24 protein-coding genes, 1 pseudogene and 1 riboswitch are annotated in these 22285 nt (G+C 48.6%); of the genes and pseudogenes, 10 read left to right on the top strand and 15 right to left on the bottom strand.

Annotated features, from left to right (window positions below; translation table 11 throughout):
- Positions 1 to 419: 419 nt before the first annotated feature.
- From SGLY_RS06245 to SGLY_RS06210, 9 genes are all read right to left on the bottom strand, one after another.
- Positions 420 to 914: an aldo/keto reductase gene (locus SGLY_RS06245; RefSeq protein WP_052298618.1), complete on the bottom strand. Its 495-nt coding sequence runs from the start codon at positions 912 to 914 to the stop codon at positions 420 to 422.
- A gap of 148 nt (positions 915 to 1062) precedes the next feature.
- On the bottom strand, positions 1063 to 2229 hold the full coding sequence (locus SGLY_RS06240; protein ID WP_013624428.1) for a hypothetical protein: 1167 nt from the start codon (positions 2227 to 2229) through the stop codon (positions 1063 to 1065).
- Positions 2230 to 2892: 663 nt separating this feature from the next.
- Complete coding sequence (locus SGLY_RS06235) at positions 2893 to 3789, bottom strand: sugar phosphate isomerase/epimerase family protein (protein ID WP_013624427.1); 897 nt, start codon at positions 3787 to 3789, stop codon at positions 2893 to 2895.
- 212 nt (positions 3790 to 4001) lie between these two features.
- On the bottom strand, positions 4002 to 4577 hold the full coding sequence (locus SGLY_RS06230) for a hypothetical protein (RefSeq protein WP_013624426.1): 576 nt from the start codon (positions 4575 to 4577) through the stop codon (positions 4002 to 4004).
- 259 nt (positions 4578 to 4836) lie between these two features.
- Positions 4837 to 4986: a hypothetical protein gene (locus SGLY_RS18105; RefSeq protein ID WP_013624425.1), complete on the bottom strand. Its 150-nt coding sequence runs from the start codon at positions 4984 to 4986 to the stop codon at positions 4837 to 4839.
- A gap of 252 nt (positions 4987 to 5238) precedes the next feature.
- Positions 5239 to 5454 carry a hypothetical protein gene (locus tag SGLY_RS06225; RefSeq protein ID WP_013624424.1) on the bottom strand — a complete coding sequence of 72 codons (216 nt, stop codon included), beginning with the start codon at positions 5452 to 5454 and terminating at the stop codon, positions 5239 to 5241.
- Positions 5451 to 6161 carry an ABC transporter permease gene (locus tag SGLY_RS06220; RefSeq protein WP_013624423.1) on the bottom strand — a complete coding sequence of 237 codons (711 nt, stop codon included), beginning with the start codon at positions 6159 to 6161 and terminating at the stop codon, positions 5451 to 5453. The genes SGLY_RS06225 and SGLY_RS06220 overlap by 4 nt, the downstream gene beginning before the upstream one ends.
- The gene (locus SGLY_RS06215; RefSeq protein WP_013624422.1) at positions 6154 to 6891 is read right to left on the bottom strand and encodes an ABC transporter ATP-binding protein; all 738 of its coding nucleotides are present in this window, start codon (positions 6889 to 6891) and stop codon (positions 6154 to 6156) included. Before SGLY_RS06215 ends, SGLY_RS06220 begins: the two co-directional genes overlap by 8 nt.
- Entirely contained in the window at positions 6878 to 7579 is a 702-nt protein-coding gene (locus SGLY_RS06210; RefSeq protein WP_013624421.1) for a TetR/AcrR family transcriptional regulator, read from the bottom strand. The genes SGLY_RS06215 and SGLY_RS06210 overlap by 14 nt, the downstream gene beginning before the upstream one ends.
- 379 nt (positions 7580 to 7958) lie before the next feature.
- Between SGLY_RS06210 and SGLY_RS06205 the strand changes: the two genes are divergently transcribed.
- The 8 genes from SGLY_RS06205 to SGLY_RS06170 all read left to right on the top strand — a co-directional run bounded on the left by SGLY_RS06205 (position 7959) and on the right by SGLY_RS06170 (position 17502).
- Complete coding sequence (locus SGLY_RS06205; protein WP_013624420.1) at positions 7959 to 8552, top strand: TetR/AcrR family transcriptional regulator; 594 nt, start codon at positions 7959 to 7961, stop codon at positions 8550 to 8552.
- A 69-nt stretch (positions 8553 to 8621) separates the two neighbouring features.
- Entirely contained in the window at positions 8622 to 10433 is a 1812-nt protein-coding gene (locus tag SGLY_RS06200) for an ABC transporter ATP-binding protein (protein WP_013624419.1), read from the top strand.
- Positions 10430 to 12262 carry an ABC transporter ATP-binding protein gene (locus tag SGLY_RS06195; RefSeq protein WP_013624418.1) on the top strand — a complete coding sequence of 611 codons (1833 nt, stop codon included), beginning with the start codon at positions 10430 to 10432 and terminating at the stop codon, positions 12260 to 12262. Before SGLY_RS06200 ends, SGLY_RS06195 begins: the two co-directional genes overlap by 4 nt.
- A gap of 64 nt (positions 12263 to 12326) precedes the next feature.
- Positions 12327 to 12548, top strand: coding sequence for a hypothetical protein (locus SGLY_RS06190; RefSeq protein WP_148228084.1), 222 nt, complete (start codon positions 12327 to 12329; stop codon positions 12546 to 12548).
- A gap of 161 nt (positions 12549 to 12709) precedes the next feature.
- On the top strand, positions 12710 to 13396 hold the full coding sequence (locus SGLY_RS06185) for a response regulator transcription factor (protein WP_013624417.1): 687 nt from the start codon (positions 12710 to 12712) through the stop codon (positions 13394 to 13396).
- A 9-nt stretch (positions 13397 to 13405) separates the two neighbouring features.
- Positions 13406 to 14458, top strand: coding sequence for a sensor histidine kinase (locus tag SGLY_RS06180; protein WP_013624416.1), 1053 nt, complete (start codon positions 13406 to 13408; stop codon positions 14456 to 14458).
- A gap of 45 nt (positions 14459 to 14503) precedes the next feature.
- A complete protein-coding gene (locus SGLY_RS06175; protein WP_013624415.1) occupies positions 14504 to 15187 on the top strand; it encodes an ABC transporter ATP-binding protein in 684 nt (227 codons plus the stop codon).
- Positions 15184 to 17502 carry an ABC transporter permease gene (locus SGLY_RS06170; protein ID WP_013624414.1) on the top strand — a complete coding sequence of 773 codons (2319 nt, stop codon included), beginning with the start codon at positions 15184 to 15186 and terminating at the stop codon, positions 17500 to 17502. Before SGLY_RS06175 ends, SGLY_RS06170 begins: the two co-directional genes overlap by 4 nt.
- 303 nt (positions 17503 to 17805) lie before the next feature.
- Here SGLY_RS06170 and SGLY_RS06165 read toward each other — a convergent pair whose 3' ends face one another.
- The 5 genes from SGLY_RS06165 to SGLY_RS06150 all read right to left on the bottom strand — a co-directional run bounded on the left by SGLY_RS06165 (position 17806) and on the right by SGLY_RS06150 (position 20542).
- Positions 17806 to 18045, bottom strand: a complete 240-nt coding sequence (locus tag SGLY_RS06165; protein WP_013624413.1) for a DUF2922 domain-containing protein — start codon at positions 18043 to 18045, stop codon at positions 17806 to 17808.
- Between the two features lie 37 nt (positions 18046 to 18082).
- The gene (locus SGLY_RS06160) at positions 18083 to 18310 is read right to left on the bottom strand and encodes a DUF1659 domain-containing protein (protein ID WP_013624412.1); all 228 of its coding nucleotides are present in this window, start codon (positions 18308 to 18310) and stop codon (positions 18083 to 18085) included.
- Between the two features lie 91 nt (positions 18311 to 18401).
- The gene (locus tag SGLY_RS06155; RefSeq protein WP_013624411.1) at positions 18402 to 19244 is read right to left on the bottom strand and encodes a DUF3102 domain-containing protein; all 843 of its coding nucleotides are present in this window, start codon (positions 19242 to 19244) and stop codon (positions 18402 to 18404) included.
- 87 nt (positions 19245 to 19331) lie between these two features.
- Positions 19332 to 19475 carry a hypothetical protein gene (locus SGLY_RS18100; RefSeq protein WP_174260701.1) on the bottom strand — a complete coding sequence of 48 codons (144 nt, stop codon included), beginning with the start codon at positions 19473 to 19475 and terminating at the stop codon, positions 19332 to 19334.
- A 134-nt stretch (positions 19476 to 19609) separates the two neighbouring features.
- Entirely contained in the window at positions 19610 to 20542 is a 933-nt protein-coding gene (locus SGLY_RS06150; protein WP_013624410.1) for a helix-turn-helix transcriptional regulator, read from the bottom strand.
- Positions 20543 to 20662: 120 nt separating this feature from the next.
- On the opposite strand from SGLY_RS06150, the gene SGLY_RS06145 reads away from it, so the two are divergent.
- Together SGLY_RS06145 and SGLY_RS17500 are read left to right on the top strand one after the other, a co-directional pair.
- The gene (locus tag SGLY_RS06145) at positions 20663 to 21154 is read left to right on the top strand and encodes a cysteine hydrolase family protein (protein WP_013624409.1); all 492 of its coding nucleotides are present in this window, start codon (positions 20663 to 20665) and stop codon (positions 21152 to 21154) included.
- A gap of 58 nt (positions 21155 to 21212) precedes the next feature.
- Positions 21213 to 21374 (top strand): annotated as a pseudogene (locus tag SGLY_RS17500) (cysteine-rich KTR domain-containing protein); the annotation flags it as partial.
- Positions 21375 to 21796: 422 nt separating this feature from the next.
- On the opposite strand, the gene SGLY_RS17870 reads toward SGLY_RS17500, so the two are convergent.
- Complete coding sequence (locus SGLY_RS17870) at positions 21797 to 22072, bottom strand: hypothetical protein (protein ID WP_148228083.1); 276 nt, start codon at positions 22070 to 22072, stop codon at positions 21797 to 21799.
- Between the two features lie 122 nt (positions 22073 to 22194).
- A riboswitch (cyclic di-GMP riboswitch) is annotated at positions 22195 to 22284 on the bottom strand.
- Position 22285 lies beyond the last annotated feature (1 nt).

The raw sequence follows: 22285 nt of genomic DNA, 5'->3' as shown, positions 1-22285 counted from the left end.
GTAAACTGCCATACGCCTATTTTTCGTAGGTGCTGGTAGGTAATTAAATGCGCGCTTTTAAGGGCCTTCCAATGGCAGTTATGCGATTGGAGGGCCTTTTATGCGCCGAAACCATTTGTGTCTGCTAACGGAGGGGCCGCCACTTTACCGTAGCGGCCAAATGTAGCAGAAGTCTTAATCACTAAAAATTCCAGAAAAGCACTGAAAAAACTGAGAGCGCTTTGCGCTCATTTTTTATTCGACACCTTTCGGGGTTTCCCCTCGAAGGTGTTTTTTTACGTCAATTTTTGACCTTACGTAGACTTTTTCGGGCTGTTTTATCGAACAAGTCTGTTGTGAGCGGTACAGGCTGCCGTTCCCCGCCCTCTATTTTGGCTTCTCACAAAAAATCAAAATGGAGGATTGAAAAATGACAAGAATCAATTTGAAAAGCTGTTACTACCCATACTATAAATCTGACTTTTTTGTCGATGTTGAGGATGAAATCGCACAGGCCATGAAGCGTTTTGATATGGACGAGCACAACTATCGGCAGCGCACATACAAACATAAGGCGTTCTCATCTGAGCCTCGTCCAATTCCACTTCCACAGCGGCAAGGTTATCTTCCAAGTGATCCCTATGCTTTGTCCCGGGGATGGGTACGATATCTGGCCCCTTATGAAGCAGCCACGCAAGTGCGATTTGTCCAGGTTTGACATTTTTATCCGCCGCAAGCTCATACACAGACTGCACAATTTTTCTGTTTGCATCGTAATTGCCGCCCTGATAACGGGGATCGGTGTGTCTGATGTCGCTCATGGGATATTCTTCGGCCCGTTTGACCTCACCGGTCAAAAAGCCGCGGCCCAGGGGACAAAAAGGCACCAATCCTATGCCAAGCTCCCTGAGTACCGGAATAATTTCCGGTTCCAAATTTCGCTCCCACAGGGAATACGCTTTGAAGCGCTGTTACAGGATGTATAGCGTGGGCACGGCGTATATTAGAAATTCCGGCCTCGGAAAGACCGAAATAACTTCAGTTGGCTCCTCACTTGTTGCGTATTCTCTCAAACTAAAAATTTTACAGGTTTTGGTTAATAAAGAATTTACTTTGGCCCAAAGCATTTCCTGCCACAAACACAATCCTATTCCCATCCGGGGATACCGCCACAGCTTGAGGATATTCAATCAAATTATCTCTAATTCCTATTTTTTTTGTTGAGTTATCGAATAAGAACAATTGATTATTTTGGTTATTTTCGGAACTAGATTGAGAAAAACCGGCCATTCTTCCGTTTCGCATTATACTTTCAGGATTACAGCTTTCAAAGTAAATACGGTCAATTGTACCTTTATTCAAATCGAGAAATCCCCAAGGCATTTCAGTGCGGGGATCATCGAGATAAAGAAACCTGATTATACCGTGATCAGAGGGAACCGGATCAATAAAATAGTGATTTGACGGGAGTGCTGTAATTTTTATATTCTTATCCTCAATATTATAGGCTGCCAAGACGCTTTTTCCGTCCTTTTCTTTATAGGCCACAAGAACATGGTCCTTATCCGCCCACTGCACACGATAAATATCCTCAAATGGTAATTTCTGCGAGGCTGAAAACTGGCTGTCAGTGACGTATGCGCTAGAATTGCGGGTAATCATATCATTTTCTAAAACAAGCATTTTATCATTGTCCTCATGATAAAATACCGCATTTACGTATTGGTATTTCGTTTTTGCCTCCTGAAAAACATTCCGTTGAATTGCCTTCTTATTGTCCTTAATCTTAAGGTATGAAGTACCTGTTACAATAGAAAAATTATTGATATCCTTAACCATGATATAACTGTCATGATACAAAGTATAGCCGGGGCAAAGTAAAATAAGTGTATCGGTCTCCAAATTATATTGATAGAAATCACAGTTCTCGCTGTCATCCGTATTATTTTTTCCATTCACAGCAGAGAAAATAATATGATCATTATCTAAAAAATATAAATCGCTTATCGGTTTTTCGTTATTCTTCTTGTTCAGATTTTTAAGTTCACTCGTTTTAAAATCAACGGACACATTTTCGATTTGGGCTTTTCTTTCATCGTTAATTATAAACTCTGATTCTTCGCTGGACGAATTTAAAAAAGATAAGGAATCGCTGCTGCTCTTTTGCGAAGGGATCTCTACAGAATGATTACAACCAAAGATAAAAAATAATGAAGCCAAATAAATGAAGATATAAAATTTCTTTTTCATGCCGTCACCTCAGCTTTTAAAAAATTTAATTAACTCCCGCAATCAGTTTTATTCACTTAGGTAAGCTTACGGGAGTTAATTCTTTTTTGCAATTTCCTCTTTACTGAATCCTTTTGCCACAAACTCTGTGACTTGTATGTCACTTAAGTCAAAATACTGGTGATCACCCTTCGCTACATCCCCCTTGGAACATTTTAGGTACAACATTATTCGAATTCGGATTGGAAGTATACAGATAGTACCACTTCTAAATCAAACTTTTCAGAGGTTGCCAATCATTAGAAGATGCGAGAGCCTTTTTATTGTAGATGGAAACCTTCTCTATGCCATGGCCTGTCCGCCTCTCTTTAACGTTAAATCTTTGGGCGTACATCAATCTCATAAGTTTTAATCAAATTTGGCCTTGAGATTATCTGTTCATTTCTCCCTTCATCTTATCTATTACTTTCGGTCCTCAAAATCACATCAAAATTTCAGAAAACTTTTTATACAAATTACGACAAATTAAGCGTATTGCCCGCACTGGCCAATGAGCTGAAAATTTATGAATATCTGGTTTATTTATTGAAACAGATGCCTAATACCGGCAAACTGTTACAAAACGAAAAACGGGAAATTATGCCAACCTAACGGTTGGATTTTCCTTGTAATACGAATTTCATCTCATTTTTCCTCTAACATAAATTGTACATATTCATAATACAAAAAAGCTTCCGCAGGTTTTAATAACATCAGATGATGTTCTAACAAAACTGAAAAATCATCTGATTGACATTTGATAGCTTTTAGTATTTCAGCAACATCGGCCCATCCTGGAATATTGTCTAATCTTTTGATCGCTGGATAATGCCCGCCTGTAATATTATGTACTTTAGACGAATTCCATAAATGTACATGTCTAGTACATTTGCCCAATAATTGGATAAATTGAAGGATTGAAAAATCAACATCTAATGCTGCCTGTAAATGTAGTCGTCCAATATCTAAACAAAGCTTAATCTGATTATATTTTTCAAGCATACTACATAATATATTTTGTAAATCTAAATTAGTGGAAATAAGATCATTTTCCAAATAAATTTTAATATTATATTTTTTAGATAATTTCGAGAGCATAGAAAAAAATATTTCTATATTTGCACATAAAGTTGATTTCAAATGCATATATTGATCGCTAAATTGCCAATCCTTTTTATCACTGAATCTCCAATACTGCAAATCTATATTTCTATTAACTAAAACAGGTTTTGGAACATGAATGAGAAAATATTGTGCATTTAAATGTGCAGCTTCCTTAATATCATCCTCAAGAATACGCCAATGACTATCCGTTATAGTCTTATCTGAAGACAGGAGCATCGGCCCTTTAGGCCTATTTGCAAATAAAGGATAATGTATGCCTACAATCAGGTCAGATCTAATAGAAAATTCTTTTATTTCTTCTAAAGCTTGATTATCATTTATACTACATATCTCAAGTCCACTTATTCGTGGTGAAATATATTTGGTAATTTTAGATGTCGCTAAATCACCATATAAAGGTAAATAAATTGAATTCATTTTTTTCCTCGTCCCAATCATTTGCATATTTATTGGTACATTGAAAAACTATGCTCTATTGTCCCCACCGAAGAAACCCCGCTAGTCTCTGTCAAAACAATAAAAAGTACCGAGAGATTATACTTCATCAAGGCCCAACGGTCGGGAATATACATTGGTCGAGAGATGGTGAGAAAAGTATCCATGTCGAAAGAACCGTTCCCTTGACATTTTTAGACATTTTTAAAACTATTTCTCGTCCCAAAGAAAAACAACTCTCCTGCTATTACGGAAATACCCATAAAATTATTTATTATAAAGGCATGTGGGAAAAAGTAAATAATCAAGAGGAAGATAATACTGACGCAAAATGTGAACATTCTTAACCGAAAGCTATAGATTATGGGTAATTCATTTTTTAATATGATATTAATCATATTCATGACGATAAGCGTTCCAAAAAAGAATATTAGTGCAACATACAAGTGCACAAAAGATATAGACAGATATGCACTGAGCTGGGTATAGACAATGAGTAATATAGAGGTAATAAAAAGAACTACATATAAAATAGCAGGTAGGAATAATCTCTTAAAACAATAGGTTTTTATCGCTTTGACGATTTCCTCTGATGAACCAACTTCGCTAAAAAGCATATCCTCAATTTTCTCATCATCTATATCTTGTGCAGATAATTCTAGATAGCGCATTGCTATCCTATTCAGGAGTTCTTTTTTATAAATTCCTGCTTGTTTATTCTTAGGGATTTGTTCAAAAATTTGCTCGATATGCTTTATAACCTTTTTCAATATATGCCTCCATGTTAAATTACTGCTATTTTATCCCATTGAATCAAGTCATCATTTTAAATTGTCAGCGCTATTGGAACTTGCTATTCTGGACTGTATAAATTACTCCTTCAAGGAAAAATGCGTAAATTAAATATATAAATAAAATTCGCAGGTTCACTCGGTCGAAAAAATTGCCATAAAATTCAAATACTTTATATCCAATAACCAAAAATATATTCTTTATCTCGTGTATTCGAGATTAGGAACTCATACGTTATCAATAATTATGGAGATTGCCTTCGGCAAGCTCTTTGCTCTTGGCGTCCTCTTTGGAAAGCCTGATGGAGATTGCGACGCGCCAAATCCTGCGGGCGGTACTGAATACGTTTTGCACAGTGTCGATAACTGTGCGGCTTTTGCGCCCCATGTTCCTCCTTCCTTATCACATTACACTTATATTTTACTATTTCGGTATAGTTAGCACAAATCAGAAACGGCGAAAAACGGAGCGGGTCAATCCTGTCCTCACGGACAAGAAAAAGCGGCTTCGGATACATGGAAACCTCCTATCCCAAAGCCGCCGCCGGATTATATGCTGTTCCTTTGGACACAACGCATCGGCTGCCAAATGACGGCTTTTTTTATATACCGTCTGGCAATACGTTCAATTATACAGTGACTATAATATCATTTGGGCAACTGCGCTAATGATCGTAAGTATACCAATTCCAATGCAAACAGTTCCCGCCGTTTTTTTGTTTTTTGATAAGGACTTATTCATTAGCGCCCCGGCGACGATCAGCGCAACTCCCAAAATGACATTAATACTCACAAGGTAGACGCCCATACTGCGAAATACATTGTAGAAAAAACTATCTAAAAGCGTCCATTTCATTCTACCTCCATGTGGGTTACTTTTCCCACAAGTACCCCCGCCACAAACAAAGCTCCCGCTGTTGCTATGAGCATTGTAATAAGCAGAAACATATCATTTGTGAGCGCTCCTGATATAAGATTGCTCAAAACCGACACAATAACAACTGCTGAAACAATGGTCGTCGGAACTGACTTTTTGATGAACCCAATACCTGTCGCCAATATGCCAAATGAAACGGCGATAACCCCCATGACGATAATGTCCTTTACGGCCCAAAGCAGCACACCTGTTGTCAATTTATCGTTCACCATCGGGGCTATCATTTCCGTCGCACTGAATATACCTAACGATAAAAAACTGCATCCCACCATAGCTATAAACGTGAAAATCGAAACAACTGCAAACTTTGCAATCAGGACGCGCTTGCGGCTGACAGGATAGGAAAAAATCAGCGTGGCGCGTTTGCCTGCGTATTCCTCAATCACAAACCGGGCATACATTACCGCGGCAAGGATAGCAAAATACGCCATGCTAATAAAGATAGACATTGAAACGAGATTATTGTAATTCGCAAATAGCGACAAACTGGGGTCATTCGGATTCTCTTGCGGCGCATAGGCCATCAGGTATGTAAGCCCCGTTACCACAGGCAAGGCAACGATAGCGGCAAGCATATAGGAGCGGGTTTTATTTCTTTTTAGTTCCAGCTTCATCAAGTTAAGCATTTTGTTTCCCCCCTGTCATTTTTTTGATCAAATAATCCTCAAGGCCATTGGCATACTGCTGTTTAATTGTTGATAATTCCGTTTCCTCAACAATAGTCCCATTTACAATTACCCCCACGGTATCTGCCGTGTGTTCAATTTCGTTAAGCATGTGGCTGGAAAGCAGAATGGTCATATTCTTTTTCTGTACCAACCTTAAAAACAACTCCCGCATTTCCCGGATACCCATCGGGTCAAGGCCATTGATGGGTTCATCCAAAATCAGCAGCTTAGGATTGTGAACCACCGCCCTGGCAATACCTAACCGCTGCCGCATACCGAGGGAGTACCGGGAAACGGGCTGTTTGTTTGAGGGTTCCAATCCGACAAGCTCAAGCGCGGCGGGAATACCCATGCCTTGTACGCCCATATAGGCGAGGTGGATTTCCAGGTTTTTCACAGCAGTCAGATGGTCGTAAAAAATGGGAACATCAATCATACTACCGATATTTTTGAGTATGTCGTCGCGTCGCCCGACCACATCCATTCCCAACACTTCGGCCTTTCCAGCCGTGGGGAGCAGTAATCCGGTCAACATCTTAAACATAGTTGTTTTACCTGCGCCGTTTGCGCCCAAAAAACCATAGATACAGCCATAACGGACATTCATCTTGCAGCTTTTAATCATTTCCTGTCCGGAAAACGCTTTAACCAACTTTTCCGTTTTTACCGCTAAGTCATTTGTTTTCATTGTAATGCTCTCTTTCGCCACCGCTTCCAAGCAGCTTAATGATTGCCTGTGCCAGAATTGTCATCATACCTTTTGCCGTGGTATATTCCATCGTTATCCCAAATTGTGTCTGCAAAACTTCAACATTTTCAGAAAAGGTTATCATTCGCGCAATGCCCTGGATGGTTATACCAATGAGAAGCAGTATATGCTCTTTAGGCATCTCCGGATTGAAGTAACCGTTCGAGATATGTGCTTCGATAAAGGCAATTGTTTTACCAAGTAATGCATCGCTGTCATTGTTCACCTTAATTCTGCCTTGCACCTTTTGGCCTCGTTCCGGCTCATTCAGATAGATGGCATTCAGTTCGTAGATCAGATTCCCGTATTGACTTATGATGTTGTCTGTCAACTGGCCGATCAAAGCAAACGAATCAGCGATTATTTTTCCCGGCGGATTATCGCTGTCAAAAATCGCGTCGGTGCTTCCGCCGATTTGATATTCACTGTAGGCGCGGTTCATTATCTCAGCAAAAATCTCGTCGATGTCCGAGAAATAGCGATATATTCCACCCTGACTGATCCCGCATTCTTTTACGATATCGCGCAACGTAACCGCGTAAGCGGGTTTGGATTTGCAAACCCTTATGGCGGCATCAACGATGGTCTTTTCTTTTTCCGCAAAATATTCTTTATCGACCTTTGGCATGTGCCCCTCCTCCTTGTTAAAAACAAAAATGAACCTTGTGTCATTATTATCATTTATCATGACACGCGTGTCATGATAAATGATAAGTTTACTCCAGTTGGTTGGCTGCCTGTCCGGAATCGAATCGGAAAGACGGATTGAGCAGGAAATTCAGGTAAACATGGCCTAAATGTCACAGAATCGGCGCGCAGGCGGTTCAACGGGACAAATCTGTATCGTTGCTTGTTTGATTGGTGCCTCTTTTCTCTTCCCGCTCACTCCTGATTGACAACGTGAAAAATCCGCGATATATTTAAAGCGACCATTATTAAAATAATCGTCGCTTATTTTTCTCATCATCGTCTTTTCATCTTATACTTTCTTAACGGAGGATCTGCTGATGTCGCCCAAGATTTTTGCCCTAAAGGAACGGGAGGAAGCCCGGATCAAAATGCTGGAGGCGGGGCTTGCCCTGATCAGGGAGCACGGGATGACCCATGCTTCCGTGGAAAAGGTGACCAGAGCCGTCGGGCTGGGCAAAAGTACCTTTTATAACTTTTTCCCGTCCAAGGAGATGTTCGTCTACGAGATTATCCAATACCAGCGGGACCGGGCCAAGCAGTTTTTCATGGATACCCTGGACGGCCGGGAAAAGATGACAACGCCGGAGGCGAAGGCCTTTCTCAGAAAAATCATTTTCAGCGAGAACAGCATTTACCAATACCTGACCGCCGAGGACGAGGCCAGGCTCAAAGCCGCCCTGCCGCCGGAATTCCGGATCGACCCGCAGGCGGAAGCCGTGGTCATGCGCGGCCTGTTCACCCATATGGAGGGCGTCCGCCCGGATGTGGACTTTCCCCTCGCGGCCAACCTGATCAAAATCATGGCCCTGGCCATGCTGAACCAGGATGCCCTGCACCCCGGCGCCCTGGCCCGGACTCTGGACCGCATCTACGACCTTTTGTTCAGCTGTATTTTTACGGAAAACGCCTGAAGCGTTTTTTTTGCCCGCCAAAGTTAGAATATCCTAACTTTAACTTTCTCTTCTGAAAGGAGAACCACCATGGCAAGAACCCGCAAAATGCCCCGAGAAAAAACAGGCCTTGCCCGGATCCTGGAGCTGGCCGGACCCAAAAAGGCCAAGCTCCTCGTCGCCTGCCTGCTGGCGGTCGTCTCTTCGGCGGCCCGCCTTGTTCCCTTTTTCACCATTTACGGAGTGATCCGGGAACTGCTCGCCCACTATACCCTGACCGCGGCCATCGACCCCGCGGTCCTCTACACACTGGCCGGCTATACCTTTGCCGCCGCCCTGGTTTACGGGGTCTGCGCTTTTGCTTCCTCGGCCCTGGCCCACGGGGCCGCTTACGACATTCTCTATGCCCTGCGCTTGCAGCTGATGGAGAAGCTGGGGCGGATTCCTTCCGGTTATTTTACCGGCACCACCCAGGGCGCGATCAAGAAAGTGCTCACGGATGATGTGGAGCAGATCGAGGTTTTCCTCGCCCACCATCTCGCCGATATCGCGGCGGCCATCGCCACCCCGCTCTTTACCCTGCTTTACCTTTTTCTCCTGGACTGGCGGCTGGCCCTGGTCACACTGGCGCCGATCGCCGTTTCCGTCTCCCTGCTGGCCGGCGGGCTGAAAAACCCGCGGGGCGCCCAGACCCAGGTGGATATGCACAACACCAAAGAAAAGATGGAAGGCACCATTGTGGAGTATATCCACGGGATGCCGGTCATCAAAATATTCAACCGGACCTTAAGCGCCTTTCAGCGCTACGAGCGGGATGTTTCCGCCTATGTGGGCGCTGTGGAGCGGACGGCCTGCCACTTCGCGCCGGGCATGGGGGCCTATTACGCTTTTTTCGGGGCCCAGCTCCTGTTCCTGCTTCCGGCCGGCCTGCTTTTGCTCCCGACCGCCGCCTCCTATCTGGATTTCCTGCCCCTGCTCCTGCTGTTTTTTCTGGTCGGGGGCGGCCTGAAGGAACCGCTGGAAAACATGATGCAGATGGTGGTGCACAGCGGGCGCATTACGGAGGGCGTCAAACGCATCGACCGGATTCTCCGGCAGCCGGAGCCGGCCGCGACGGGCAGCGGAAATCCGGCTGTCTATGACATCGCTTTTGAGGGGGTATCTTTCGCTTATACGGAAGAAGGCCCCCAGGCGCTGCGGGACATCTCCTTCCGGCTGGCCCCGGGAACGGTCACCGGCATTGTCGGCCCCTCGGGCGGCGGAAAATCCACGCTGGCCCAGCTGCTCCTGCGCTTTTACGAGCCGCAGCAGGGCCTGATCCGCATAGGGGGGGTGGACATCCGGGAAATCCCGCCCTCCCGCCTGATGAATCTGGTGTCTTATGTCTTTCAGGACTCCTTCCTGTTCCGGGATACGGCAGAAAACAACATCCGCATGGGCAACCGGGCGGCCGGGCGGGAAGCGGTGGTGGCAGCGGCCCAAAACGCCGGAATCCACGAGGTCATTATGGCCCTTCCCCAGGGCTATGATACGGTGATCGGCGGGGAGAACTCTTCCCTCTCCGGCGGGGAAAAACAGCGGCTAGCCATCGCCCGGGTTTTTCTCAGGGACACGCCCATTGTCCTTCTGGACGAGGCCACGGCTTACGCCGACGCGGAAAACGAGGCGAAAATCCAGCAGGCCTTCGCCCGGCTGGCCCGCCGCAAAACCGTCCTGATGATTGCCCACCGGCTGCGGACGGTGGAAAACGCCGACCAGATCCTGGTGCTGGCAGACGGAAAGCTGCTGGGCGCGGGGACCCATGCCGAGCTGCTGCGGGACTGCCCGCCCTACGGCGGCATGATTGCCGCCAACGCCCGGCGGGACCGCTGGACGATCCGGAAAGGAGAACTGCCGGGATGAATGATTTTGCAACCTGGTTCCACACCATTACGTTTGGCGAAACCAAAAAATTTCTCAAGCTGACTCTCTGGAACTTTCTGGACAGCTTTGTGGTATCGCTGCCCTACGCGGTGATGCTCTTGGCCGTCTATCTGCTCCTGATCCCCCTGGCGGAGCCGGGCGCCGCGCCGCCCCTGAACCGGCTTTGGCTTCTGTGCGGCGTACTGCTGGCCCAGACCGTGGTCTACTATTTCATCCGCCGCAAAACCTATATCGACATCTGTGTCGGCTTTGCCGGCACCACCAAAAACGCCCGTCTGGCCATGGGCGAGCATTTGAGGCGCTTGCCCATGGGCTTTTTCGGGCGGCGGGACGCGGGGGATCTCTCCACGGTCTTGCTGCGGGACTACACCGAGGTAGAAAACCTGGCTTCGGCGCTCATCCCCCAGGTTTCGGTCATCCTGGTGCGCCTGGCCCTGGCGGTGGCCGTCCTGTCCGCCTTTGACTGGCGGATGATGCTGGCGGTGGTTCTGGCGATTCCGCTGGCCCTGCCCTTCGCCTTTCTCAGTTACCGCAGAATGGGCCGGATCAGCCGCCAGCTCCTGGCCGCCCAGCAAGCCGCCGCCTCCGGAATTCTGGAATACGTGGGCGGCATCCAGACCCTCAAGGCCTTCAACCTGGCGGGGGAACGCTTTGCCGCCCTGAAAAGCTCCTTTGCCAGGCAGCACCGGCATTCGGTGGGGCTGGAGCTGGCAGCGGCTCCCGTGGGCATGATCGGGCGCTTTGTGCTCAGCTGCGGCATCGGCGCGGTGATGCTGGCGGGAGCCTGGCTTCTGACCGGGGGAGAGCTGGCGCCGTTTACCTCTATCGTCTTTCTCCTGCTTTCCCTGAACATCTACGAGCCGGTGATGATTCTTTTCGGCTTTATCGCCGATTTTGCCCGCACCAACCGCTCGGCGGCGCGCATCCGGGAGCTCCGGAACGAACAGCCGCTGCCGGAGCCGCAGCCCAAGACCGCGGCGGATGCCCCCTCGGAAGCGGCAGCGGGAGCGGCTCCCGACCCTAAGGCCGCAGCCGCCCCTGATGCCGCTGGGTCAAATATGGATATTGCCTTTCAAAAGGTATCCTTTTCCTACGGCAGCCAGGAGGTACTGCACCAGATCTCCCTGCGTTTCCCCGCCAAGAGCATCACGGCCCTGGTCGGTCCTTCCGGCTCCGGAAAATCCACCATCACCCGGCTGGCCGCCCGCTTTTGGGACGCGGACAGCGGAGAGATCACCCTGGGCGGGGTCTCCGTCAGGGAGATGACCTCCGATACCCTGCTCTCCCGGATCAGCATGGTCTTTCAGGATGTGTATTTGTTCCACGACACCATTGAAGCCAATATCCGCATGGGCAAGCCGGACGCGAGCATGGCGGAAATCATGGAGGCCGCCCGCACAGCAGCCTGCCATGACTTTATCTCCGTCCTGCCGGACGGCTATCAGACCGTTGTCGGGGAAGGAGGCTCCACCCTTTCCGGCGGGGAAAAGCAGCGGATCTCCATCGCCCGCGCCCTCCTGAAAAACGCCCCCATCGTCCTGCTGGACGAGGCCACAGCCTCCCTGGACCCGGAAAATGAGGTCCTGATCCAGCAGGCCATCAGCGCCCTGGTGGCGGAAAAAACCGTGATCGTCATCGCCCACCGCCTGCACTCCATCTGCAGCGCCGATCAGATCATCGTCCTGGAAAACGGCGCGGTCAAGGAAAGAGGGGGGCATGAGGAGCTCCTGCGTCAAAACGGCCTGTACGCCCGGCTGTGGGCGGAACAGAGCCGGGCCGCCAGCTGGCAGATCACGGCCACGGTGTAAAATCGAGGCGGGGTTCCGCAAGCCCCCGCTGTCTATCCCGGTGTATCGATAGACAAAACGCTTGTTGCCGGGCGAATTATCCGCCCCTCTTGCCAAACTGGATTCCCCGGCAAAGGAAATCGTGCTCTATCAAAATAAGACTCTGCAAAAAGCCCCTGTCGGAACTGATTCCCCAGGGGTTTTTTATCTTATTCTCAAAAGTTTGCCGGTCAGCAAGCTTGTAAAAAGACTGCAGGCCGCCGCTCCATCGCCTTCTTGCATTCTGCGGTATCTGGAAATAGAATAATACAAACAGGTCAAACGCGGAGGCCCGGCATCGCGTGCCTGCCAGCGGTCCACTCCTCCTGTTTCGCCGGGTGAATACCGGGAGGGATGAAAAAGGCAGTCTGTCGCCCGTTGCGGCTGGTGTGAAAAAACCTAAAGATGGACGGAAAAAGGAGGGGAAAAATGAACAGGATACTACTGCTTGAAGATGATTTAAGCCTGCTTGACGGGCTTTCCTATTCCCTGAAAAGGCAGGGCTTCGGATTGGATATTGCCCGAACCATAAAAGAGGCCGGCACCATTTGGCTGGAGGGAAAATACGATTTGCTGATTCTGGACTTATCCTTGCCCGATGGCTCCGGTTTTGAGATCTGTCAAAAAGTGCGTCAGGTTTCTAACGTCCCCATCATCTTTTTAACCGCCTCAGATGAAGAAATCAACATCGTCAAGGGCCTTGATCTTGGCGGGGACGATTATCTGACAAAGCCTTTCCGGTTAGGTGTGCTGATCTCCAGAATGAACGCCTTGCTCCGGCGGGCAAAAAATTTTGGAGAGACCGATACGGAAATCAGCTCCAATGGAATCAAGGTGCTGTTATTGCAGGGACAAGTCTATAAAGCCGGGCGGCCTTTGGCCTTAACGACAGCAGAATACCGATTGCTTTGTCTGCTCATGCAAAACCCCAATAGGATCCTTTCCAAAGCGAAAATCTTAGATAAGCTCTGGGACGGAGACGGGAACTATGTTGACGATAATACGCTGGCCGTGTATATTCACAGGCTGCGCCTGAAGATAGAAAATAATCCCGCTCATCCGCAAATGCTCTTGACCATCAGAGGCATGGGCTATAAATGGACTGTCGTAAGTTGAGGTGGCGCAATGAAAATTTTCACCAATCAGGATATCAAAACATTCTTTCTTCTCCTGTCCTTCATCTTGGGCGGTTTTCTCTTCCTGCACCAATTTACAATATGGTTCTTTTACGGCGTACTGAACCCCATTCTTCTCCTGCTTTCCTTTCTGGCCGCTTTGGGCCTACTGGGCGTCTGCTTTCTGTATTTTCGAAAGCAAAATCAAATTATGGAAGATGCCGTATCTCAACTCAGTTTATATCTTTCAGGGGACAGAGATGCCCGGATCGAGTGTGACCGGGAGGGCAGCCTGTATAAGCTCTTTCACGCGGTAAATACCCTGGCTACGGCACTCGACGCTCATGCCTCAAAGGAACAGAAAACAAAAGAGTTTTTGAAGGATACCATCTCAGATATTTCCCACCAGCTAAAGACCCCTCTCGCCGCGCTCAATATCTACAACGGGCTTTTACAAGACGACACCGAGGATATGGCCGGCATGCGGGAATTTGCCGCAAAATCGGAAAAAGAAATCGCAAGGATAGAAACGCTTGTTCAGAACCTCTTGAAAATTACAAGGCTGGACGCCGGCTCGATCATCATCGAGAGATCATCTGAAAACATCGCCGATATGGCCAAGGACATCCGCCGGCATTTTGCATTCCGCGCGGGTGGGGAGCAAAAAACAATCATCCTGTCAGGGCCAGATCATATCGGGCTTTTTTGTGACAGAGTCTGGTTGACAGAAGCCATCAGCAATATCGTGAAAAACGCCCTTGACCATACGGATACGGGCGGCCAGATCGTTATTGAGTGGAAAGGGCTCCCGGCGATCACCCAGATAACCGTAAGGGATAATGGAAGTGGGATTCACCCCGAAGATATCCACCACATCTTTAAACGGTTTTATCGCAGCCGCTTTTTCAAGGATACACAAGGTATTGGCCTTGGCCTGCCGCTTGCCAAGGCAATTGTGGAGGCGCACGGCGGCAGCATTACGGCAGATAGCGCTTTAGGCAAAGGAAGTGCCTTTGTGATGAGCTTCCTTCCCTTACAAGACTGTAAGCCAAAATTCATGTGAGAGTAAGAAACAGATGTTAACCTGCCTTTACAGAGGTGATACGGGATGAATTTATTAGAGGTAAGGGCCGTTTGCAAGACTTACGGTACCGGAGAGACGGCGGTTGCCGCCTTAGAAAATGTGAGCTTTTCGATTCCCAAAGGCCAATTTATCGCAGTTGTCGGGGAATCCGGCTCTGGAAAAAGTACGCTGCTTAATATGATTGGGGCACTCGATACCCCTACCTCCGGCAAGGTGCTTATTGATGGCAACGATATCTTCAGGATGACGGACGAGAAGCTGACCATCTTCCGCCGCAGGAACATTGGATTCGTCTTTCAGGCCTTCAACCTGATCCCGGAACTCAATGTCGAGCAGAATATTACGTTCCCTGTTTTACTCGACTACAAGAAGCCGAATCAGTCCGATGTCGAAGAAATCCTTACCGTGCTTTCTCTCCAAGACAGACGGCATCATCTGCCGCGCCAGTTATCCGGCGGGCAGCAGCAGCGCGCAGCGATTGGCCGCGCCCTGATTACCCGCCCCATGCTGATTCTTGCAGACGAGCCGACCGGAAATTTGGATAGTCAAAACAGCAGCGAGGTGATCGCACTTCTGAAAACGGCATCCAAACGCTATCAACAGACAATCATCATGATTACGCATAACCGAAGCCTTGCTTCTGCGGCTGACCGTGTGCTGCAGGTATCGGACGGTGTTCTTACCGACTTAGGAGGATATGCCGGATGAAAAGCTATCTTGGTCTTGTTTCCGCGTATGCCAAAGCACACCGAAAGAAGAATCAGCTCACTGTGGTCTGTATCGCCATCTCGGTGATGCTGGTCACGGCAATCTTTGGTCTGGCCGATATGAGCATCAAAGCTCAAATCAAGGAGTATATCCGTCAACGGGGGAACTTTCACGCCGTTATTACGGATATCTCGGACAGCACCGCCGGGCAAATCAACAGCCGCAAGGATGTAAACGCCTCAAGCTTCTTAGGGCTGATCGAAGATACCACCTATCAGGGGAAAAGACTACTGATCCAAAGCAGTACTGAGGAATTTGCCGGGCAGATGAACCTTGTCGTGACCGAGGGCCGTTATCCGGCTGCTGAACGGGAGGCGCTGCTCGACAGGCAAGGACTTGAGCAATTTGGGATTCCCATCGGGGGTGCGATAGAGGTTGCTTTCAGGAACGGGGAAATACGGCAATTTACGATTACCGGGACATATCGCGATTTTTCCAGTCTGAAGGGCAGCGACGCCCACGGCCTGATGCTGTCGGCAGAGGGTATGCGTGCGCTTCCAGCAGGCTTATCTCAGGAATATTATTATCTTCAATTCAAAAGCGGCGTGAATATCAACCGGGCGCTTTCAGAGATCAAAGCGGAATATGCTTTGAGCGAGAACCAAGTTGCCCCAAACACGATGCTCCTGGGCTTGATGGGACAAAGCAAAGACTCCACGATGCTGGGAGTCTACCTTATGGCAGGAATTTTGTTTATTCTTGTCACGACGGCCGGCACGTTTATGATCGCCAGCAGCTTTAACATGAGCATACTGGAACGGACGCAGTTTTTCGGCCTTCTGCGTTGTCTTGGCGCGACGAAAAAGCAAATCAAACGGTATATCCGGCTGGAGGGCTTACAGTATTGCCTGAAAGGAATCCCGCTTGGATTATTGGCCGGATGCGTGATCTTATGGACGGCGATTTTTTCCTTAAACATGCTGAACTCCCAGTATCTCCCGGAAATGCCGATGTTTCAAATCAGCTGGCCCGGTCTTGCCGCCGGTGCCGCAATTGGCTTTTTAGTGGTCATGCCTGCTTCAAGATCTCCCGCCAAACGGGCGACGAGGATATCTCCGCAGGCTGCCGTAACGGGAAATATCAATGATACGAACCACCAACGCCTTGACAGAGCATCAAACACAAAGATGTTTCATGTGGATACGGCAATGGGACTTCGCCACGCTTTTTCAAATAAGAAGAGTATGACGTTGATCGCTGGTTCCTTTGCGCTAAGCATCATCTTATTTTTGAGTTTCACGGTATTGATTACTTTTATGGGCCATGCGTTAAAGCCGCTGAAACCTTACGCACCCGATATCTCTGTTCAGGGTGCCCAAGATAGCGTCTTGATTGACCGTTCTATTGTCGAAGATATCAAAACCCTTCCGCATATCAAATATATCGCTGGACGCATGTTTTACCCTGATCTTCCGGCAACCGACAAACAGGGGCCCGGTAGGGCTGCCTTGATTTCATATGATGAACCGCAATTTAAGTGGGCAAAAGAACTGCTGGTTTCCGGAAGCATCGAAAACGTCCAAAACGGCAACGGAGTATTGATTGATTATGACCATGCAGAAGAGTTTAATGGGAAGATTGGCGATACCATTACGCTCGATATTGCCGGGAAACCGCATGCTCTGCAAGTCGCCGGTATTGTCTCCAGTGTGCCCTTTGACGCGGAAGATGGCGGGTGGATCATCGTTTGCTCTGAACACACCTTTACCACGCTAACCGGGATATCGGACTACACGATTCTTGATCTGCAAGTCGATCAGGATATTTCCGAACAGGTGAGAAGCCTTATCACGCCGGAAATGCAGCTGCTCGACAAACAGCAGAGCAACAGTGAAATCCGCACAAGCTACTACGCTATGGCCGTATTCGTTTATGGGTTTTTGCTGGTCATTGCACTGGTTGCCCTGATTAACATTCTAAATACGGTAAACGCCAGCGTTTCCAGTCGCATGAGCAACTATGGCGTTATGCGCGCAGTGGGTATGTCCGGTAATCAGCTTAGAAAGATGGTTACGGCTGAAGCCGCCGCCTATGCCGTGACCGGCAGTATTGCGGGAGGTATTTTGGGGCTGCTTCTGCACCGTTTCTTTTTCGGACTTCTGATCACATCCAACTGGGGGCAACTCTGGCAGCCACCGCTGGCGGTTTTCATCGTCATCATTTCAGCCGTAATCCTCACAACCTTTATTGCGGTTATTTTCCCGACGAAGAAAATGACTAAAATGAGTATCGTTAATGTGGTCAATGCAGGGTAAGCTAAGGGTGAGCAAAGCAGCCGAAACGCGGCAATAAAAAAGATGTTGTTTCGGCGGCAGGAGTAAATTCTTAAACTATCTTTAACTCTTATGATGATGTTTGGCCGGTCGATTCCTGTTTGATCGGGACACCGCGTCAGGCTGCGCGGAATATGTACCGGGATGATTTTTTTAGGTTCAAACCGGGGGCAGTATTCATATACTGAAGTAAACAAGGCACAGGTAAAGGCGGGGCCAAGGCTGGGAGCAAGTCCAGCTTGCCTCCAGCCCAGCCCGCTCTTCATCAATGAAACCGCCGCCCCCTTATCCCTGGGGCTCGTCGTAAAGATCATCGGTGATTGTCTCGATGACCTTAATATCCTTTACCCCTGTCAGGGCCCCCTGCCGGGGGAGGAAGATCCCGCCGGCAATCAGCCCGTTCACGACGTCCAGGACCTCGGCCGCCTGGATATTCTGCCGCGGCTGGGGAACGGTCAGGGAGAACGTTTTCCCGCCCGCGGTAGTGAAGGATAGTCTCAGGGCTCTGTCCGTAGTCACCGCCAATTTAAGCACCTCCTTTACACTGGCCTCCGGCCATGGTTTACTCCTCCTCGGTCAATTCGTCGGTTCTGCGGAAGTAGACTTCGAGAAGGGTATGCTCCGACAGGCTGAAGATGGCGTGCGCCGCCTCATAGACAGCCTGCTCCGAGATATTGCGGCCGATATTGTTCAGGGTCCGCTGCCTGGTGATGGGCGCGCCGGAGTCGCTGAGTCCCGTCTGATAAACGATGACCAGGGCCGTGCCCGCCGGCGTAATGACAACAGACATCAACATCATCTCCCTTTGTCCGATTGTGACAGCCCCGGCCGGGCCTGTCCTCTTACCATACTATGGCTTTGACCGGCGGAAGGTTCCGCGATCAGGGAATGACTTTCAGGGGCTTTTTGGCGGGCGGCCATTCTTTAATGGTCTCGGCCAGGGAATCGATCAGCTTCTGGGCCTCTTTCCTTTTTTCCTCTTTCAGCCCGGGGTCGAGATAGGTCAGGTTGGTGAGGGCCGTGGTCAGCGCGTAGAAGGCATCGGCAATGGTTTTGCGGCAGGCGTCGCAGCGTTCCGCATACCTGGCGGCGGCGCCCGGGTCAGGTTCAGACGGCAGGTTGTGGGTAAACGAGGCTGGCGGTTCAGAAAGGGGATTCCCTGCCAAAGAGACCTTGGCGGCAGCAGAAATTTCCCCGTTTGAAGCGGCAGCGCCGCCAGCGGAGACTTCCTGGACCCGCTCCTTTTTCAATTCCGTGATCGCGCTGTCGATCGTTTCCATCCCTTTTTTCAGGACTTTGTTTTCCTGCTGGGCCTGATTTTTCTCCCGCAGGGCCTGCTGCAGCTCCTCTTTGCTCATGCCTGGAACATCGTTTTCAGCGATGAACTCCTCCCGTTCCTCTTCCGGCAATCTCAGCAGGAGGAGGGCCTGGGTATAAGTCAAATTGGACACTGGTGTCCAATTTGGGCCGCCTGTCCCGTCAGACAATCGAGACCCGTACTCTTCATAGAGCTTGATCAGCCTGCCGGCGGTTTTCTGGGAATAGCTCACCGACTTTTCCAGCCATTTCCCCCATTCCCCGTGTTTGACCAGGGCCTTGGCTTCTGTCAGCCGGCGGCCGATCTCGATGGCAGAGGTCAGGAGGATTTTTTTGGTTTGATGGGTAATCATGTTTATTTCAGCCGCAATCACAAGCGGCGTGCGGTCGGCAGGTAGATCGCTCATTCCGGTTGCCCGCCCTTTCATTCATTGGTCTGCTAACAGGATATGCCGGCGGGCCACGGAGCGTGAGCTCCGGTCGGGCGGGGCGTTTCAAGATCTATCGACCACCTTGTCATCATGGGTGGCCCCAAACTCCTTCATCAGCCAGGTCTTGCCCGCCTGGCAAGCACCGCGTATGATCAAAGCCTTACGCTGCTTTTTGGCCTTCCACGCCTTCCGTTCTTCCCTCGCCATCGGCTACATGGTCATCACTGTACATAAATTCTAACCACCTTAGAGCAATGAACAACAAAAGTTCAAACGACTTTTTGCGTTCTGCTCGCGATTTATTCCACGATTTAGGTGAATATCAGCATAGACTCCCTGTTCTAGTTTTCGTATAAGGCAGCTATCTCATGTATTCTGCGCTTCATTTCTGCGCGGATATGTAACGGCTCCAAACACTCGCATTTATCCCCAAAACTGAAAAGAATATTATAGTAGTATTCGTTCTCGATAAAAGGAAAACGAACCATGTAATGCTCATCACCGTCTGGCGAAAAGTGTTCATCCGTACAATAATCAAGTACCCTGTCCCTGACAGATGTATGAATACGAATTTTGATTTTGGTTTGCATGGTTGCCAAAATATCCGTAAAATCCAACTGCGGTTTTTGATGATCTCGCGGCGTAAAAAATTCCTCTTGTATTTGCAGGTTTGATGTGCGGGATAGTTTGAATAAGCGAAAATCATTTCTTTTATGGCAATACCCTTGCCAATACCACTGACTGCTTTTCAATACAAGCTGATAGGGCTCGGCTGTCCGTGCGGTTTTATTTCCGTAGCGGTCTGCATATTCAAAGGAAAGCAGCTTGCTTTCCCGCAAAGCTGTTTTGATCATTTCTAAATCGGGTTGTCTGTTTCTGTTGCCCATCCACGGATTTAAGTCTATGTCTATTTGATTTGCTTTTAATGCAACGTCTTTCGCTCTGCCGGCGGGGATAAAGCTCTTGACTTTGGCAAGGGCGTTTACCAGTTCATCACCCCGTATTATCTTGGAAAGACTGGAAAGCCCCATCAAGATCGCGGAAAGGTCGGCCGTCGAAAAAACCGTTCGATCAAGCTTGTATTCCTGCATGATTTCAAAGCCGCCGCCTACTCCCGATGCCCCGCGCACAGGAATACCCGCCATGTTGATCGTGTCTATGTCGCGGTAGATTGTGCGGGGTGAAACTTCAAACAGATCTGCTAACTCCTGTGCGCCTACCCGCTCTCGATCAAGGAGTATCATAATCATGCTGACCAGCCTGTCAACTTTCATCTGACAGCCTCCCTTTCAAATTTCTTTTGATCCTTATTGATTGTTGCCATACTGTTGTCAACAATTACACAGTACAATAAAAAAGCAAACAAATCAATCTACCGATCAGGAGGAGACACGATGCAAAAAAAAGCCTTAGTCATCATTGATCTTCAAAATGACATAACAAAAAATTATAAGGATATTATTGGCAATATCAATAAAGCGATTGATTGGGCCGTCAAGCATGATCTTCATGTTATTTATCTAAGGCATGAAAATTTATCAGCCGGTACGAGGACGTTTAAACCCCAGACCTCTGGGTCTGAATTCGTTTCGGACTTGAACATCGTATCAAAAAATGTTTTTACAAAATACAAAGGAAACGCCTTAAGCAGTGAAGAATTTACAGACTTTATTCGTAAAAATGAACTCTGTGATTTCTACATAACAGGAGCAGATGCTGTTGCTTGTGTTAAATCAACCTGTTACAACTTACGCAAAGCAAATTATGGCGTTAATGTTTTATCAGATTGCATTACCAGCTATGATAAAAGGAAAATTGACGAAATGCTGCGTTATTACGAACGTAAAGGCAGTAAAATCATTCGTTTAAATGACTTGTTAACCTGATCACATCTTTGACGCACAGAAACCTGACTGAACTCAGTCGATGAAGAAGGCCGACTGACCTTGGCTTAGCTCTGAACGGCGAACGATAATACATCCGGGCACAATACTTGAAAACTTCCCATTGTTCTGTCCGAAGTGCAAACAGGAAGCCTTAATCAAGGTCCGACAATTCAATCCATTAGTTACCAAAGAGCCAGACACTAAGACGCAGAGCCGATAACCGTGATTGAGCTCACCGTTATCGGCTCTTTCTCTATGGTGACTGTATTCCACACTACACAACTGCTGACCGTTTTCGCTAGGAAAAGAAAACCTTTGTTTAGGACGGTTATCGTCTGCCTGTCCGTTCGCCCGTACCCTTCTCCTGTCCGTTTATTTCGCTAAGCCGCCCCTTTTCGCTTTCTCGATCTCCCTTCATCACTGGTCATTCCTCTTCAGATTTTCAATTCCAGCAAGGCTTTAACCGCCTCCAGCGCAGCATTGGGAACCGCCGCCGGGCCGCCGAAAACGCCGGCTTCTTTGACTTTCCCTTTGACCGATTTCAGCAGTTGTTCCTGTTCCTCCGTCAGACCACTCTTCCCGGCTTCACCCGCTAGGACCAGCCAGCCGCCGCTCCGCCAACCAGGATGGTCCGTGTCACCTTCAGCTCGGCCAAAGCTTTGGCTGTTGCTTCCGGCAGCCGGTCCGCTGTGCTGTCCGCATAAAGGATGGGTACTCCTTATATGGCGTATTCATAGGTGTTCCCCCTATAGGGGTCTGGCGGCACAGTGGTACGGCGGAGCGGCGCATGGCTCGCAATGACGCTTGACGTTTCCGCAGCTTATGGCGTAACGGATGAATGTGCATGGCCGCCCCGCCGCAGTAGCTCTGCCGCCAGACCAAATCAATCAATTCAGCGGTAGCTATTTTGAAAAACATCCTATTTGACCACGCATCCCGGATGTCAGGGGGGCAACATCGGGCCGCGACGGTAAACCGTCCCGCATGAAAGCTCTTCCCGGCCTTTCCCAGCCGGGGCGACGCTTCCCCTGCGCAGTTTTTTTGGCAGCCAAGCTATCATAGCGTTAGATGCGCCTTAGACCCTATAGCTTTGGCATCCCCGTTTTTCAGCGGGTTTGCCCTTAGCGATAT

It is taken from the genome of Syntrophobotulus glycolicus DSM 8271, assembly GCF_000190635.1.
Classification (GTDB): Bacteria; Bacillota; Desulfitobacteriia; order Desulfitobacteriales; family Syntrophobotulaceae; genus Syntrophobotulus; species Syntrophobotulus glycolicus.
This window is presented reverse-complemented; position numbering and strand designations above follow the sequence as displayed.

Excerpts from the sequence above, each read along its gene's own strand:
- SGLY_RS06240 (WP_013624428.1), bottom strand. The coding sequence starts at position 2,229 with ATGAAAAAGAAATTTTATATCTTCATTTATTTGGCTTCATTATTTTTT.
- SGLY_RS06235 (WP_013624427.1), bottom strand. The coding sequence starts at position 3,789 with ATGAATTCAATTTATTTACCTTTATATGGTGATTTAGCGACATCTAAA.
- SGLY_RS18105 (WP_013624425.1), bottom strand. The coding sequence starts at position 4,986 with ATGGGGCGCAAAAGCCGCACAGTTATCGACACTGTGCAAAACGTATTC.
- SGLY_RS06225 (WP_013624424.1), bottom strand. The coding sequence starts at position 5,454 with ATGAAATGGACGCTTTTAGATAGTTTTTTCTACAATGTATTTCGCAGT.
- SGLY_RS06220 (WP_013624423.1), bottom strand. The coding sequence starts at position 6,161 with ATGCTTAACTTGATGAAGCTGGAACTAAAAAGAAATAAAACCCGCTCC.
- SGLY_RS06215 (WP_013624422.1), bottom strand. The coding sequence starts at position 6,891 with ATGAAAACAAATGACTTAGCGGTAAAAACGGAAAAGTTGGTTAAAGCG.
- SGLY_RS06210 (WP_013624421.1), bottom strand. The coding sequence starts at position 7,579 with ATGCCAAAGGTCGATAAAGAATATTTTGCGGAAAAAGAAAAGACCATC.
- SGLY_RS06205 (WP_013624420.1), top strand. The coding sequence starts at position 7,959 with ATGTCGCCCAAGATTTTTGCCCTAAAGGAACGGGAGGAAGCCCGGATC.
- SGLY_RS06200 (WP_013624419.1), top strand. The coding sequence starts at position 8,622 with ATGGCAAGAACCCGCAAAATGCCCCGAGAAAAAACAGGCCTTGCCCGG.
- SGLY_RS06195 (WP_013624418.1), top strand. The coding sequence starts at position 10,430 with ATGAATGATTTTGCAACCTGGTTCCACACCATTACGTTTGGCGAAACC.
- SGLY_RS06185 (WP_013624417.1), top strand. The coding sequence starts at position 12,710 with ATGAACAGGATACTACTGCTTGAAGATGATTTAAGCCTGCTTGACGGG.
- SGLY_RS06180 (WP_013624416.1), top strand. The coding sequence starts at position 13,406 with ATGAAAATTTTCACCAATCAGGATATCAAAACATTCTTTCTTCTCCTG.
- SGLY_RS06175 (WP_013624415.1), top strand. The coding sequence starts at position 14,504 with ATGAATTTATTAGAGGTAAGGGCCGTTTGCAAGACTTACGGTACCGGA.
- SGLY_RS06170 (WP_013624414.1), top strand. The coding sequence starts at position 15,184 with ATGAAAAGCTATCTTGGTCTTGTTTCCGCGTATGCCAAAGCACACCGA.
- SGLY_RS06160 (WP_013624412.1), bottom strand. The coding sequence starts at position 18,310 with ATGTCTGTTGTCATTACGCCGGCGGGCACGGCCCTGGTCATCGTTTAT.
- SGLY_RS06155 (WP_013624411.1), bottom strand. The coding sequence starts at position 19,244 with ATGAGCGATCTACCTGCCGACCGCACGCCGCTTGTGATTGCGGCTGAA.
- SGLY_RS18100 (WP_174260701.1), bottom strand. The coding sequence starts at position 19,475 with ATGGCGAGGGAAGAACGGAAGGCGTGGAAGGCCAAAAAGCAGCGTAAG.
- SGLY_RS06150 (WP_013624410.1), bottom strand. The coding sequence starts at position 20,542 with ATGAAAGTTGACAGGCTGGTCAGCATGATTATGATACTCCTTGATCGA.
- SGLY_RS06145 (WP_013624409.1), top strand. The coding sequence starts at position 20,663 with ATGCAAAAAAAAGCCTTAGTCATCATTGATCTTCAAAATGACATAACA.
- SGLY_RS17870 (WP_148228083.1), bottom strand. The coding sequence starts at position 22,072 with ATGTTTTTCAAAATAGCTACCGCTGAATTGATTGATTTGGTCTGGCGG.